Consider the following 14,287-nt stretch of genomic DNA (forward strand, 5'->3'; position numbering starts at 1 on the left):
CGCGGGCTCACGGCTCGGGCAGGTCGTCCTTCTCGAGGTTGAGGAAGGTGCGGATCGGCTCCTTCGAGCCGTCGGCGCCGACGGCGGGGATCTCGAGGCCGACCTTGAGCAGGTCGTCGTCGGCGCGGCCGTCCTTGGGGTCGACGTCGACGACCTTCTTGAGGCCGTTGGGGACGAAGATCTGCGGGTGGTCGAACGGGGCCCGCTCGAAGACGACGTTCGGGTCGGTGAGCGACTGCAGGAACAGCACCAGGTCCTTGCGCTGCTCTTTGTCGAGCTCGAGGCGGGTGATGTCGGGGTCGAGCTCGCGGTTCTGGTGGAAGTCGCCGCCGCGGTTATAGAACTCGACGACCTGCTCGAGGGTGGACATGCCGCCGTTGTGCATGTACGGGGCGGTGAGCTGGACGTTGCGCAGGGTCGGGACCTTGAAGGCGCCGTTGACGGCGGTGCGCAGGCTCTTGATCGAGCGCTCGTTGGCCTTGTTGTCCTTGGGCACCCCGGTCTTCACCTTGAGCTTGTCGTCGCAGTCGGTCTTGTCGGCGAAGCCGCCGGGGAACAGCGGCCGGTCGACGACGACGTTCCACGGGATCTCGAAGCGGCACGGGTCGGTCTCGAACGGGTCGCGCGGGTCCTTGCCGAGCAGCTCCTGCACGAACTGCTCGGTGAACGACAGCGGGAAGCCGAACGGGTCCTCCCCGCCGACGCCGGGGTCCTCGGCGGTCGGCCGCACGCCGATGTTGTAGAAGCCGTTGTCGTAGAGGGCGGGCTCGCGGATGTCGAGCAGGCTGCTGGGGCCCTGGCCGACGAACACGAGGGTGCCCTCGTCGTCGTGGACGAGGACGAAGTCGAGGAAGGTGTCGCTGACCTTGACGTCGTCGAGCGCGGTGATCCGCAGGCTCGAGGGGCAGCCGCTGCCGCTCTTGCGCTTGGCGTCGATGCGGGCGTCCCGCGTGTTGGTGTCGTCGACGCCGAAGGTCAGCTTCTTGGGCTCGTAGGTGCAACCCTCGTCGTCATCGCCCTCCTTGCTGAGGAAGATCCGGCCCTCGGCCTCGCCGGGGACGATGTCGTCCTTCTTGGCGGTGGGCGTGGCCTCGACGTCGATCGAGAGCTTGCGCTGGCCCTTGCCGGGCTTCCACTGCGAGAACGGCAGGACCTTGAACGGCGGGTTGGTGCGCACGCCGTAGTGGAAGTGCTCCTCGGTCATCAGCATGCGCTCGACGAGACCGCCCTCCTCGAACTCGGGGATGAGGTGCAGGGTGGAGGCGCCGGTGAACATCGCCGTCTTGTGGCAATTGACGCACTTGCCCTGGTTCAGGAAGACGTCGAAGCCGGCGAGCTCGCGCTTGCCGAGCGCCTTGGGGTCGCGGCCGTCGCTGTACTTGTCGAACGGGCTGTCGTCCGAGACGAGGGTGCGCTCGTAGGCCTGGATGGCGAGGCCCCAGAACAGGCTGAAGTTGGCCTCCATGAGGCTGAAGCGCTGGTCGGCCGGGACCTTGTCGGCGTCGTCGAGCAGCTTCCTGTCGCGGTCGAACTCGAGGTCCGACTTCCACAATTTGGGCGCGAAGGCGGCCTCGATCAGCTCGGCGTAGGTGGCCTTCAGGCCCTTGTCCGGGGCCGCCAGCGGGCCCAGGACCGAATCGTCGGGGTGGACCTTCTGGAACGCGAGCGGCTTGGTCGGTGCGCGCACCAGCTTGCGGCCGACGTCGGGCAGGGTCCGGCCCTGGCACGAGGCCTCGAACGGGCTCAGCACCGGACCGACTGCCTGCGAGGCGAGCGAGCCGTTGACGATCTCGATCTTGCGCTTGACCGGCTTGCCGTTCTTGATCTCGAGGATGAAGGCGTCCTTGTTGCGGCGCCCGAACGGGTCGACGCCGTTGAACCAGCGGTTGGCGCGGCCGTCCCAGAAGTTGCGGAAGTTGAAGGCGGCGTTGATGATGGTCGGGGCGTTGCGCGGCTCGACCCGCCGCACGTTGATGCCGTCGACCTGGAACGGCGGGTCGGGCACGGTCTCGCAGGTGTCGTTCAGCTTGCCGGGCGTGACGAATTCGAAGTCGGCGCGCCGGACGCCCTGGGACGAGGTGCCGTCGTCGGTGTCGAAGAGCACCTTCGAGTCGCGGTCCTCGGGGTCCTTCAGGACGTGAAATGGATAGTCGGCGGCGACGAGCTGCAGGTTGGGGCCCTGGCCGCCGGTGCGGGTCGGGTCGAATTTGCCGTTACCACCGAGGAGACCCGGGGTCAGCTGATTGCGCGAGCGGTTGTCGGCGCCGGCCGCAAAGTGACAGCTGGCACAGGCCTGGCCGTCGCTGCCGCTCTGCATGTCCCAGAACAGGGCCTTGCCCAGCACGATCGCGGCGTCGTTGTCGACGATCAGGTCGGGCTCGATGGGCTTGCCGGTGATACGGTCGAACAGCGGGGGTAGCTTCTCTTTCGCCAGAGACCCCGGTATCCCGTCCTCCGGGTGCCCCGGCTCGTCCGGCTTGTCCGGCTTGTCCGGCTTGTCCGGCTTGTCCGGCGCTCCCTGGCCCGGACCTTCGTCGCCTGTCCATTGAAAGACGAAGTCGCATGCCGTCGACGCGAGGGCCCCCAGGCCCATGCTCGTACATGCGAGCGTGGAGAACCATCCACATAGTCGTTTCCGCATGCTCCGTTCATTGCTGGCGACCGCCGCGAAGGCTGTGATCGTGGCGATGTCGGCCCAGGCTGCGACGGCGCCGCCGCGTGAACGGCGTACTCGAGCATCTCAGTCGGCGGGCTGGCGAGAGGTCCGGCGGAATGCGGCCCCGGCGCCGCGAAAAACGCCTGAATTCCGGCTTGTACCGGCGATCCGCGGCGATCCGCGGCAAGAGACAGTAGTCGAAGGTGGTCTAGAGAGCCGGCCGGATGATGTCTCGGCGAGAGCCCGAGGTCGCTGGAACGTGGCTCCCTGCACAGACCGCACGAATTGCGAGGACCGTCGATCGCGGCGGGCCGATTCAGGCGGTCATGGGTCCATGCGTTGAGGACGGGTCCTCGTGGGCGGCAGGACCCGAAGGACATGTCCGAACGGGTAGGTTGCAATAGACATGTCCTAAAGGACATGTCCTGAGCGGCAGGCCGAACGCGGGCGACATGCCCCGAAGGACATGTCAGCGGCGGCGGGCCGGGCGCGGGCGCCACTGGTACGCGGACAGGTCGATGCGGCCGTCGTCGCCGAACTCGACGCCCTCGGCGACCAGGAGGGCGCGCTGGCGGGCCCCGGAGGCGCCGGGGAGGCTGATCTCGCCGCGCGCGTTGAGGACCCGCTGCCACGGCACGGGGCTGCCGCCGGGCAGGGCGTGGAGGGCGTAGCCGATCTGGCGGGCGCGGCCGGGCAGGCCGGCGAGCTCGGCGATCTGGCCGTAGGTGGCGACGCGGCCGCGGGGGATCCGCTGGATGGTGGCGTAGATCCGGGCGTAGTCGGGGTGCATGGCGCCTAGCTGCGGCCGGCCAGAGCGACGACGCGATCCATGAGCCGCTCGACCTCGGCCTCGGTGTTGTAGAAGTGCGGGCCGAGCCGCAGGCCGCAATTGGGGCGCCAGTCGAGCTTGTAGCGCTCTTCGATGAGCTGCTTGCTGGCCTCCTCGCTGCCCTCGAAGTCGACGGCGACGAAGCCGGTGCGGCGCTCGTGATCCAGCGGGGAGTGGATCACCAGATCGGCGGCCTGGGCCCGCTCGATGATCCGCTGGCACAGGGCGAGGTTGTGGGCCCGGATCCGCTCGACGCCGATCTCGTGCAGGTTGCGGTAGGCGGCGAGGGCGACGTAGTAGGCGGGGATCGACGGCGTGCCGGCGAGGAAGTGGCGGTGGTCGCTGGCGTAGCGGATCGGCGGCGGCTCGAAGGCGAACGGGTCCTGGTGGCCCATCCAGCCGGTGAGGCGCGGCTGCAGGCGCTCGCGCAGCTCGGGCTTCATCCACATGAAGGCGGTGCCGGGGCCGCCGCACAGCCACTTGTGGCTGCCGCCGACGACGATGTCGGCGCCCCACTCGGCGACGTCGATCGGGACGGCGCCAGCGGTCTGATAGACGTCGACCATGACCAGAGCGCCGACCTCGTGGGCCCGACGCGTGATCGCGGCGATGTCCTGCAGCGCGCCCGAGACGTAGATGCCGTGCGACAGCGGGACGATCGCGGTCCGCTCGTCGATGGCCTCGAGCATGCGCTCGGTCGGGATCGTCATGCCGTCGTCCGAGGGGACCTGCACGAGCTCGGCCCCGAGGTCGCCGAAGCGCTCCCACACGTAGAGGACGTTGGGGAACTGCAGCGACTCGACGACGACGCGGTTCTTGCCGCCCCGGTAGTCGATGCACGACGCGATCGCGGCCTGGAAGTAGGCGACGTTCTGGTTGAGGATCGTCTGCCCGGGCGGCGCCTTCAGGAAGCCCGCGGCGCCGTCGGCGGCCTCGCGCATGACGTCGAGCCAGTGCGGCCAGACCTCGACGCCCTCGCTGGCCCAGTCGTCGGCGTACTTCTGCAGCATCTCGGCGGCCTGCCGCGGCATGGCGCCCATGCTGTTGCTGTTCATGTAGATCGAGTGGGCGAGGATCGGGTAGTCGTCGCGGTAGCGGGCCAGCTGCGGCTGGAGTTCGGGGCGGATCGGGGTCACTTGGCGGTCCTCTTGGTCGCGTGGATGTCGTAGGGGCGGAACTCTTGCCGGCTGGTGCGGCGGGCGTTCATGTCGGCGAGCTCGCGCTTGCTGTAGCCGTCGGGGCCGGAGCGCGGCAGCTGGCGGCGCACGAAGCCCTCGATGATCCGGCGCGCCTCCTCGGCCACGTCGGCGCGGGTGCGATCGATCTCCGACATGGCCTCCTCGGGGACCTCGCCGGCGAACTCGACCCGATAGGTCTCGTCGCACTCGTCCCAGCGCTGGAAGATCAGCTCGCGCTTCTTGGCCGGCTCGCCGCCGGCGCTCCACAGCTCGAACAGCTCGCGCTCGAGGGTGCCGAGGCGGTAGGTCAGGGTCCGCAGGGTCCACTCGATCGCCATCTGCGTGCGGAGCTCGCGGGTGCGGTCGAGGAACTCGCGCTTGGCGGCCGCGTCCGTCTCGGGGCCGCCGAGCAGGTCCTGCAGCTTGACCAGCCACTCCGAGGGGCCCGAGACGCCGAGGCCGGCCATGTTGATCTGGCGCAGGGCGGCGCGCGAGCCCTTCACCTTGTTGCCGTTCTGGTCGCGGTTCCAGCGGTCGCCGAAGCGCACCGTGCCGTCGGCGTTGAAGACGGCGGTGAACCGCTTGCCGGCGTCGACGTACATCATGGTGCCGTCGCGCTGGCGGGTCAGGCCGAGCGTGCCGAGGGTGTCCTCCGAGACAGGTTTGAAAGAACCTGTCCCATAGGTCCGGAGCGAGCGCGGCGACGGGATCTTCGGCACCCCGCCGGGCGGCTCGGCGCGGGAGTTGCCCTCGGCCTCGACGGCCGGGTGCGGATGGGCGGAGGGGACGGCCGGGCTCGCGGGCGCCGGGCTCGGACCCTCGGGCCGGCCGGCGGGCTGCGTCATCGCCGGGCTGGTCGACGGCGCCGACGGGCTCGCGGGCGCCGGCCCCTCGGGGGCGGGCGTCGAGGCCGCGGCTGGCGCGAGGCCGATCGCCGCGGCGAGCGCGAGCCAGGCGGCCATCTCGACTACTCCTTGATGAGGGCCTCGTACTGCTCGGCGGTGAGCAGCCGGTCGAGCGCGCCCGCGTCGGTCGGGCGGATCCGGACCATCCAGCCGTCGCCGTAGCAGTCGGTGTTGACGTCCTCGGGCGAGGCGTCGAGCTCGGTGTTGACCTCGATCACCTCGCCGTCGATCGGGGCGAACAGCTCGCTCACGGCCTTGACCGAGTCGATCGTGCCGAACTCCTGGTCGGCGGTCAGCCGGGTGCCTACGGTCGGCAGGGTGACGAGGGTGATGTCGCCGAGGGTGTTGACCGCGTGGTCGGTGATGCCGACGACGACGGTGCCGTCGGCCTCGAGGCGGGCCCACTCGTGCTCTTTGGTGTAGCGGAGGTTGCTCGGGATGTTGCTCATGGTGAACTTCGGGGCAGGTTGTCGGGGACAGGTGCTTCAGGACAGGTACTGAAGAACAGGTGCTCGAGGACAGCAAGCGGGCTCAGGCGGCGGGCTCGGGGCGGCGGTAGAACGGGCCCTTGACGACCTCGGCGGCGAAGCTGCGGCCGCGCTGGGAGATCGTGAGGGCGGTGCCGGGGGCCGACAAGCCGACCGGGACGTAGGCGATGCCGACGGCGCCGCCTACGGTCGGCGCCGGGCCGCCGCTGGTGACCTTGCCGATCACGGCGCCGCCGGCGTCGACGATGTCGGCGCCGGGGCGGGCGATGTTCTTGGCCTCGGTGACGCGGAAGCCGACGAGCGAGCGGGTGTTGCCGCGGGCCTTGATCTGCGCCAGCGCCTCGCCGCCGACGAAGTCGTCGCCGCGGGCCCGCTTGTCGAGCTTGACGACCCACCCGAGCCCGGCCTCGAGCGGGTTGGTAGTGGCGTCGATGTCGTTGCCGTAGAGGCACAGCTTGGCCTCGAGCCGCAGGGTGTCGCGCGCGCCGAGGCCGATCGGGGCGGCGCCTCCGGCCAGCAGGGCGTCCCACACCGCGACGGCGTGGGCCGGCTCGACGAACAGCTCGAAGCCGTCCTCGCCGGTGTAGCCGGTGCGCGCGGCGACGATCGAGGCGCCGGCGAGGGTGGCCGGGGCGAAGCCGAAGGAGGGGACCTGCAGGAGCGCGTCGCTGCCGGCGAGGCGAGCGACCAGGCCGCGGGCCTGCGGGCCCTGGACGGCGATCAGCGCGACGTCGTCGGAGTGGTTGGCGATCGCGCAGAGGTCGCCCGCGTGCTCCTGAAAGTGGGCGAAGTCCTTGGCGATGTTGGCGGCGTTGACGACGATCCGGTACCACTCGGGGGCGTGCCGATAGACGATGCAGTCGTCGACGATGCCGCCGTCGGGGTAACAGACGGCGGTGTACATGGCCTTGCCGTCGGTCAGCTTGGCGGCGTCGTTGGTGATGAGCCGCTGCACGGCGGCCAGAGCGCCCGGCCCGGTGAAGTCGACCTCGCCCATGTGAGAGACGTCGAAGATCCCGACCGCGGTGCGCACGGCGCGGTGCTCGGCCAGGATGCCCTCGTACTGCAACGGCATGTGCCAGCCGCCGAAGTCGACCATCTTGGCCCCCCGGGCGACGTGGGCGTCGTGAAGCGGTGTGTGCTGGAGCGAAGACGTATCGGCCATGGTGCTGCCCCGTTCCCATAGCCCAACTTCGGCTTCCGCGGGAAGGGCCGCGGCGTGCTACACCCCGGTGCGATGCGCTCCGAGAGGGAACCCGGAAGCAAACCGCGTCGACGTGCGGCGCATTTCGCGCCGATGGCCGCGCTGGCGTCCTGCCTCGCCGCCTTCGCACCCGCCTGCGCGGCCCGAAAAAACGCGCCGCCGACCGGCATCAACTCGTTCGGCCAGGGCACGCGCTACATCCAAAAGGCGGTCCGCAGCAGCAGCGAGGGCGTGATCATCCTGCCGTCCAAGCGCGCCGAGAACCTGTTCGACCTGGCGCGGCTGAACGAGATCGCCCAGGCCCTGCGGCCGCCCGCCGCGGCGTGCTTCGTCAACCGCGCGATCGAGACGATGAAGCGGGGCAAACGCGACGGCGAAGAGGCGTACGTCGACGTGCCCGAGGGCCAGGTCAAGATCCGCACCCGCCTGTCGCCCGACGGCGAGGTGCTGCGCACGGAGGTGCTCGACACCGGCTTCAAGGACCCGGAGATCGAGCCGTGCATCATGGAGGCGATCCAGGGCCGCAAGTGGATCAAGAACCGCAGCGGCGTGGTGCAGTACCTCGACGTGATCTACTGGGTCAGCCTCGGCGACGGCTCGGAGGACAAGTCGCCGCAAGCCAAGGCCGAGCTGCGCAGGCAACAGGCGATCGCCGCCATCCGCGGCAAGGGCTGCCTCGAGCGCCGCGTCGGCGCCGGCACGTATCCGGTCGAAGGCCTCAACCTGGTCGACCGCGAGGGCAACACTCTGGTCAGCCGCGTCGAGCCCAACTCGCTGCCGCAGAAGGTCCAGGAGTGCCTGTCGATCGTGCTGCGCGACATCCAGATGCCCCGCGCGCCGAACTCGTTCGTCCGCCCGGTGTCGCCCAGAGTCGAGTACACGGTCGCCACCGACGGCGCCGTGTCGTTCGCCGACGAGCGCTGGATCACCCTGATCCTGAAGGAAGAACAGGCGGCCCGTGAAGACCGCCTGGCCGAGGTCGACCGCGGGCTCGGTATCGCCGAGCCCAAGCAGGTGGAAGATGTCGCGGTGGCGACGCCCGAGAGCGGCGATGCGGCGAGCGCGGGGGAGGAGCCGGCGCCGCCAGCGAGCGAGCCGGAGCCGCCGGCGCAGGACCCGGGGCAGGCGGGGATCAAGCTCAAGCTCGGCGGGCACCGCCGCTCCGAGACGCCGCGCTGAGCGCGGGGCGGGGGGCGCGTATGTGCCCCAACAATAGACAGCGATGTGGCGATACAGACATGTTCCATGGGACATGTCTGTATCGCCATGCTGATGGCGTCGCCGTCTGTCACCGGGTGAACGAGTCGAAGGCGACGCGGCGGAGCTCGTCGGCGATTCGCACACATCTTCGGATCGAAGAATCGGGCCGAATCCACGGCAATTCCCAGCGGGTGGCCACCTGCAGCCAGTGTTCGAGCACGTCGCGGGCGATCGAGGCGGGCAGTGCCGGCAAGAGGGTCATGGCTTGGTGGGGAAATCGCGGGCGTTCCGCGATGGCGGTGGACAGTCCGAACAAGGCGTCCTTCCACGGCATCGGCGCGAGCGCGATGAAGGCGCTCAGGAGCTCGCGGGGGATGGCCTCCATCTCGCTCGTCTCGCCCAGCCTGGCGGCCCAGAAAGCCGAAAGCGCTCGCGCTTTCGCGGGGGGCAGGGTCGGGGCGAGGTGAACGGCGCAGTGCAAACCGTACTCGGGAAGCGGCGAGGGCTGGTCGACGTCGGCGAGAGCGTCATAGAGCGCTTGCAGCTTGGTCCTTGCGCCGAACCGGCACAGCAAGTGGAGCGCTCTCGCCGGCATGCGGGGGAGCTGCGTAACTTCGGGATGCCCGAGGTTGTGGGAAACGTAGGCAACCACGCCCTTGGCGAAGGCGTCCACGAAGGGCTCGGGCGGCAGCAGATCGGTGCGCCACAGCGCCTCGATCAAGTCGTCCGACAGCGGCCACGGGAATTGGTTCCATTGTCCGCTGCAGCGGATCGCCTCGTCGACGCGGTGCCGAACGTAATGGGCGAGTCGGTCCCAGGTGGCTCGATCGGTCTGCCACGCACGGACGAACATCTGCAAGGCATGCTCTTGTGGTTGGCCGTACTTGGGGTCGAACAGGAGCGACAGGGCGGTCTCGCGGACGTGCCGGTGGCGAAAAGGTTCCGGTGATTGGAACTCGTCGACGGTGTTGAGCGCGCGGGTCTCGACGAGGGCGGTGATCCAGGCCGAGAAGACACGCGCAGCGTCCTCCGAGCGCGCGATCGCGGGTTCGAGCAATTGGCCGGGGAAGTAGCTCGCGGCGAGATCCGCGGGGCCTTGTACTCGCTCGATGTCCCACCATTCGATCAATTGCCGGACGAGCTCGTCGGAGATCGCCGGAACGCGACGGATCGACTCGCGGCACAGGCGACAGGACGTCAACCAGCGGTGAGCCGCCGAGCGCCTCATGAGGTCGGGATACAGCGATGGATCGATGTGCTCGAGGCTCTCGAGGAGCGCGTGGACGGCGGCCTCGTCGGCCAGCAGAGCGAGCCAACGTTCTCGCGGCAAGCGATGGACACGCGGAGCAATCACGATGGCAGCCCGGGCGCGCGCCGTGAACGAGGGGCCGGGAGGCGATGCCGGTGGCGCGCGGACGGCACGCGCCTGCTTGTTCCCTTCCACGCGCTCCCGCCATTCGGGGCAATGCTCGGCGATGGCTTCACGACCGCCAGGAAAAGCAAGCAGCGCCTCGAAAGGTTCGGTGGCGCTCACCTCGCGCCGCAGGCAGATCGTCAGGGCCTCGGCGAGCTGATCTACCGGTGCTTCATGAGGATGCAGAGCGAGGGCGACATGGAGGTACGGGCCTCCCAGGGTCGGGTCGGCCAGGAGTTCGAGCAGGCCGGCCCGAACCTGCGGGACGAGGCGATCGCGCGGCACGGCATGCAAGGCGAGGGCGGCCTCCATCGGCACGGAAGTCCGATGATCATCGTCCTCGAGGGTCAATTGCAGCAGCGCGCGCTGGACGTCTTCGTGCTCGAGGTGTGCACGCAATCGCTGCACGACCGCGAGGCGGACGGCGGGAGCCCGGTGATGGGCGAGTTGAAGCAACGCCCTCCGATCGGAGGGCAAGCTCGTCGTAGGGACGTCGTCAGCTCCGTGGGGCAGAGAGGACTCCAAGATCTCGGCGCAGCGCTCGAACAGCAGGTCTCCGGCGGGGCCGCCCGCCGTACACAGTCGCTGGGCCGTTCGCGCGACCACGTCTCCGACCCACATGGAGTGCTCTTCCGTGATCCGGCGCATGGCCCCGCGGACGAGCGGCTCGGCGAGTCGAGCCGCGAACTCGGGCGCGTCCGCTGCGACCTCGAGGGCGGCGAGTACCGAGCGCAGGTGCTCGTCGACCAACCCTGGAATGTCGCGCTGTTCCGGCTCCAAGAGTTCTGCGAGCAACTCTGCGGGAGCGTCCGAATCGTCGAAGTCGTTGACCATGAGCCCGAACGCGTGCCGAACGGGCTCGACACCCCACGGAGCCCGCGCGGCGGCCAGGATGTCGCGGGCCCCGCGCTCCTGCAGCTCGCGGCCCGCCAGATATTCTGCCAGGCTGCGAAACAAGAATTCGTAGCCGTTGCCGCGGCGAACGAGCACTCCGAGCTCCGTCTCGAGCTCGGCCAGAAACCTGGCGCTGCTCGTCGGTCGTTTCGAGCGAGTGTACTGCCGCAATTCGCCCTCGTCGATCGCAGTGCGGCGGCGGGTCAGCAGCAGGTATGCCCACCGCCGCAGCGCCGGCTCGCAGCCGTCCCACGAGGGAGGGTCGTGACGACGAACGGCCCAATCCTCAAAGAGGTGCTCGACGAAGGCGCGAATGAGGAGAGTCCGGTGCGCGAGCGAATCGGGCTCGGTCTGCGCGACGATCAGACAGATCGTCGCCGTCAACGGGATTCCCAGCCATTCGTCGATCAACGGGCGAGCATGAAGCTGCTCGCGGACGATTCGCACGCTCTCGGCGCCCGCCGGATCCTGCGCGGCCCAGGCGTCGAGATAGTCGTCTCTCTTGGCCTCGCTCCAGCGGGGGAGCGAAGCGTTGGCCCACCCGCTGCTGAAGTAGGGCTTGCGGATCGGTCGGGTCGCCAGGGCCTGCCCGATCGAGCGGCTCGTGAACGCGCTGAGTTCGCGTTGGAGCAGCTCGACGGCTGAATCGTCCGCTTCGTCGAATCGATCGACCAGGATCCACAACTGCGTAGTCGGGGTCGAGCAGATGAGGTCGATGACGCCGCTCATACCTGGCCAGCGAGAGGCGAGCGCCGCGAGGAAGCTGCGACGGCCCGCGAGATCGACGGCGTCGACGAGGAGGGGGATCGGGGCGTCCAAGTCGTCCTGAGCGACTCGAGCCAGCTCGCCGGCAGTGGCCAGAAGCAGCTCGCTCTTGCCGGTTCCCAACTCCCCTGTGATGAGCACCCGACCTCCCGGCACGGTGGGTTCGCGCAGCCAGGCGCTGAGACTCATCGGCTCCGGCGCGCTCGGGAACTGCATGAGGGGCTCGATCCACACCTTGCGGAGCGGCACCCTGGTCCGCCGGAGGGCGGTGCGCTCGTTTGCAGCGTCCTGGACGGCTCGTAGGTACGGTGCGAGCGGATCCGACGAGGCCGAAGACACCCTCAGACTCGGGAGATCGAGCCCGAATCTCTCGGCCAGTTCGAGCAAGTCCTGGCGTGCGCGAGGGCCCCGTCGCGTCGCGCCGAGCAGCGCGGCGAAGAACGCCTGGTCCAGTGCTCCGTCGCCCTCCAGTGTGCGCAGCAACTCGTGCGTGAACATCACGTCGCTCGCCAACTGCGAAGGCAGTCGCCCGAGTAGCTGGTCCCCGAAGGCGGCGCGGACGACGTGTTCGAGCGCTCGTCGGCTCAAGTGATGGCAGATCCATGCCTCGAGGACCTGGACACGGCCCTGTAACGGGGGCGTTGCGTTCACCTTGGGTCGAGCGTAGAGGCCTTGCCGAATCTTGGGAAGTGAGCAGGCGGTCGGCGCCGGGGCGGGCGAGCGAACTCGGCGCCAGAGGAGGTCGAGTTGCGCGTCGTGCGCGCCGGGGAGGCTGCTCTTGACAAGCAACTGAAAGGTTGCATGATAGGACCATCCCGACTGCACCCATGGACGAGGTGTTCAAGGCGCTGGCCGACGCGACGCGGCGGCAATTGCTCGACCGGCTGTTCTGCGCCAACGGGCAGACGTTGCACGCGCTGTGCGAGGAGCTCGACATGACGCGCCAGGCGGTCGCCAAGCACCTCGCGGTGCTCGAGGCGGCCAACCTGGTGGTCGTGGTCCGCAGCGGGCGGGAGAAGCTGCATTACCTCAACCCGGTGCCGATCCACGAGATCTACCAGCGGTGGATCGGCAAATACCAACAGCACCACCTGGCGGCCCTGTCCGCCCTCAAGACGAGCCTCGAGGAGAACCGCGATCATGACGACGACGACGACGACGGATAAGCCCAGCTTCGTGTATGTCACGTACATCACCACCACGCCCGAGAAGCTGTGGGAGGCGCTGACGCAGGGCGACTTCACCGAGAAGTACTGGGGCGGGCGCAGGGTCGAATCGACGTGGGAGGCGGGGGCGCCGATCGTGTACCGCTACGACGAGGGCCGCAAGACCGACATCACCGGCGAGGTGCTGCGCTGCGAGCCGCCGACGGTGCTCTCGTACACGTTCGGGGTCGACCACGGGGAGGCGACCGAGCCGGCGTCGCGCGTGACGTTCGAGCTCAAGCCGCTCGGGCAGATGGTCCGGCTGACGCTGACGCACGACCAGTTCGTGCCGAACAGCAAGGTGCTGCAGGGCGTGTCGCGCGGGTGGCCGGGCATCCTGTCGAACCTCAAGACGTTCCTCGAGACCGGCAAGCCGATGCCGTTCGGGAATTGGGACAAGGCGACTGCTACCTGACGGCGACGGATTCGTGGCACCAGTTGCCCGCCAGCTCGGTGAGCTCGACGGCGTCATCGTCTCCGTCACCAGGCTCGTATTCTTCGATCTGGCTGCGAAGTGGCCGCCTGCGCAGGCATGCTCGGGGGCGCGCGCCGGAGCCCGGCTCGATGCGGGCTGCCGTCAATAGCGCGGCTGCGACTCGACCTCGCCGACCATCGGCACGAAGCGCACCGGCAGGACTGTCTCGACCTTGAGGTCGCCGCGCGGGCGCTTCTCCAGGACTTGCAGGTCCTGCACGAATTGGCCGACGGGGATGACGAGGCGACCGCCGACGGCCAGCTGCTCGGTGAGCGGGCGCGGCAGCGTCGGCGCGGCGGCGGCGACGATGATGGCGGAGAACGGCGCGGCTTCGGGCCAGCCGCGGTAGCCGTCGCCGGCGCGCACGTGGACGTTGTCGTAGCCGAGCTCTTCGAGCAGCGTCGCGGCCCGCTCGGCCAGGTCGGTGACGACCTCGATGCTGTAGACCTCGGCGCCCATCTCGGCGAGGACGGCGGCCTGGTAGCCGGAGCCGGTGCCGACGTCGAGGACGCGGTCGCCCGGCTTTATCCGCGCCAGCTGGGTCATGAGCGCGACGATGTACGGCTGGCTGATGGTGGCGCCGTGGCCGATCGGCAGCGGGTGATCGCCGTAGGCGTAGCGCTGATCGTCCTGCGGGACGAACCGCTCGCGCGGGACCCGGCGCATGGCGGCGAGGACGGCTTCGTCGGTGATGTCGCGCGCGACGAGCTGCTGCTCGACCATCCGACTGCGGGCTTGTGACGGTTCGTCCATGGCGGCGGCGCACGCGACGACCGTGCACAACAAGAGGCTCGATCGACGCATGGCGAGAGCGTAGCGCCGGGACGCTCGCGCGCCGGAGCAGCGCAGCGCAGCGCCGGGCTCGGGCGCAGGGAACGGCGGCTCCGCAGCGGCCGGACGACTGACTTCGCGGACATGTCGAAAGCGCCAGGCGGGCTCGGCAGTATCGTGCGGCGGGCGCGCTCCCTGGTGGATGTCCTGGGGGACAGGTCGGCCGGGACGGGCGAGCTCAGGCGTCAGGCGGGCCGACGACAGACGAGAATGTCCTGGGGGACAGGTGCGGACGCCAGGCAG

11 protein-coding genes are annotated in these 14,287 nt (G+C 69.3%); 3 read left to right on the plus strand and 8 right to left on the minus strand.

The features are described from left to right. Positions 1-7 precede the first annotated feature (7 nt). The 6 genes from O0S08_RS51075 to gcvT form a co-directional block, all read right to left on the minus strand. Positions 8-2,641, minus strand: a complete 2,634-nt coding sequence (locus O0S08_RS51075; RefSeq protein ID WP_276082605.1) for a cytochrome-c peroxidase — start codon at positions 2,639-2,641, stop codon at positions 8-10. Positions 2,642-3,125: 484 nt separating this feature from the next. After that, positions 3,126-3,446: an MGMT family protein gene (locus O0S08_RS17410; RefSeq protein ID WP_269040287.1), complete on the minus strand. Its 321-nt coding sequence runs from the start codon at positions 3,444-3,446 to the stop codon at positions 3,126-3,128. A gap of 5 nt (positions 3,447-3,451) precedes the next feature. Further along, entirely contained in the window at positions 3,452-4,621 is a 1,170-nt protein-coding gene (locus O0S08_RS17415; protein WP_269040288.1) for an aminotransferase class V-fold PLP-dependent enzyme, read from the minus strand. Beyond that, the gene (locus O0S08_RS17420) at positions 4,618-5,625 is read right to left on the minus strand and encodes a hypothetical protein (RefSeq protein ID WP_269040289.1); all 1,008 of its coding nucleotides are present in this window, start codon (positions 5,623-5,625) and stop codon (positions 4,618-4,620) included. The genes O0S08_RS17415 and O0S08_RS17420 overlap by 4 nt, the downstream gene beginning before the upstream one ends. Positions 5,626-5,630: 5 nt before the next feature. Continuing rightward, the gene (gene gcvH, locus O0S08_RS17425) at positions 5,631-6,017 is read right to left on the minus strand and encodes a glycine cleavage system protein GcvH (RefSeq protein WP_269040290.1); all 387 of its coding nucleotides are present in this window, start codon (positions 6,015-6,017) and stop codon (positions 5,631-5,633) included. Between the two features lie 82 nt (positions 6,018-6,099). Continuing rightward, positions 6,100-7,221 (minus strand): glycine cleavage system aminomethyltransferase GcvT, encoded by a 1,122-nt coding sequence (gene gcvT, locus O0S08_RS17430; protein WP_269040291.1) that lies wholly within the window; start codon positions 7,219-7,221, stop codon positions 6,100-6,102. A 132-nt stretch (positions 7,222-7,353) separates the two neighbouring features. Between gcvT and O0S08_RS17435 the strand changes: the two genes are divergently transcribed. Beyond that, positions 7,354-8,439, plus strand: a complete 1,086-nt coding sequence (locus O0S08_RS17435) for a hypothetical protein (protein ID WP_269040292.1) — start codon at positions 7,354-7,356, stop codon at positions 8,437-8,439. 109 nt (positions 8,440-8,548) lie between these two features. On the opposite strand, the gene O0S08_RS17440 is transcribed toward O0S08_RS17435, so the two are convergent. Then, positions 8,549-12,184, minus strand: coding sequence for an NACHT domain-containing protein (locus tag O0S08_RS17440; RefSeq protein WP_269040293.1), 3,636 nt, complete (start codon positions 12,182-12,184; stop codon positions 8,549-8,551). Between the two features lie 176 nt (positions 12,185-12,360). On the opposite strand from O0S08_RS17440, the gene O0S08_RS17445 reads away from it, so the two are divergent. Together O0S08_RS17445 and O0S08_RS17450 are read left to right on the plus strand one after the other, a co-directional pair. Continuing rightward, complete coding sequence (locus tag O0S08_RS17445) at positions 12,361-12,699, plus strand: ArsR/SmtB family transcription factor (protein ID WP_269040294.1); 339 nt, start codon at positions 12,361-12,363, stop codon at positions 12,697-12,699. Next, a complete protein-coding gene (locus tag O0S08_RS17450) occupies positions 12,674-13,153 on the plus strand; it encodes an SRPBCC family protein (protein WP_269040295.1) in 480 nt (159 codons plus the stop codon). The genes O0S08_RS17445 and O0S08_RS17450 overlap by 26 nt, the downstream gene beginning before the upstream one ends. Before the next feature lie 162 nt (positions 13,154-13,315). On the opposite strand, the gene O0S08_RS17455 is transcribed toward O0S08_RS17450, so the two are convergent. Next, a complete protein-coding gene (locus O0S08_RS17455) occupies positions 13,316-14,017 on the minus strand; it encodes a protein-L-isoaspartate(D-aspartate) O-methyltransferase (RefSeq protein ID WP_269040296.1) in 702 nt (233 codons plus the stop codon). Between the last annotated feature and the right edge of the window lie 270 nt (positions 14,018-14,287).

Source organism: Nannocystis punicea, assembly GCF_026965555.1.
Lineage (GTDB): Bacteria > Myxococcota_A > Polyangia > Nannocystales > Nannocystaceae > Nannocystis > Nannocystis punicea.

Excerpts from the sequence above, each read along its gene's own strand:
- O0S08_RS51075 (WP_276082605.1), bottom strand. The coding sequence starts at position 2,641 with ATGCGGAAACGACTATGTGGATGGTTCTCCACGCTCGCATGTACGAGC.
- O0S08_RS17410 (WP_269040287.1), bottom strand. The coding sequence starts at position 3,446 with ATGCACCCCGACTACGCCCGGATCTACGCCACCATCCAGCGGATCCCC.
- O0S08_RS17420 (WP_269040289.1), bottom strand. The coding sequence starts at position 5,625 with ATGGCCGCCTGGCTCGCGCTCGCCGCGGCGATCGGCCTCGCGCCAGCC.
- gcvH (WP_269040290.1), bottom strand. The coding sequence starts at position 6,017 with ATGAGCAACATCCCGAGCAACCTCCGCTACACCAAAGAGCACGAGTGG.
- gcvT (WP_269040291.1), bottom strand. The coding sequence starts at position 7,221 with ATGGCCGATACGTCTTCGCTCCAGCACACACCGCTTCACGACGCCCAC.
- O0S08_RS17435 (WP_269040292.1), top strand. The coding sequence starts at position 7,354 with ATGGCCGCGCTGGCGTCCTGCCTCGCCGCCTTCGCACCCGCCTGCGCG.
- O0S08_RS17445 (WP_269040294.1), top strand. The coding sequence starts at position 12,361 with ATGGACGAGGTGTTCAAGGCGCTGGCCGACGCGACGCGGCGGCAATTG.
- O0S08_RS17450 (WP_269040295.1), top strand. The coding sequence starts at position 12,674 with ATGACGACGACGACGACGACGGATAAGCCCAGCTTCGTGTATGTCACG.
- O0S08_RS17455 (WP_269040296.1), bottom strand. The coding sequence starts at position 14,017 with ATGCGTCGATCGAGCCTCTTGTTGTGCACGGTCGTCGCGTGCGCCGCC.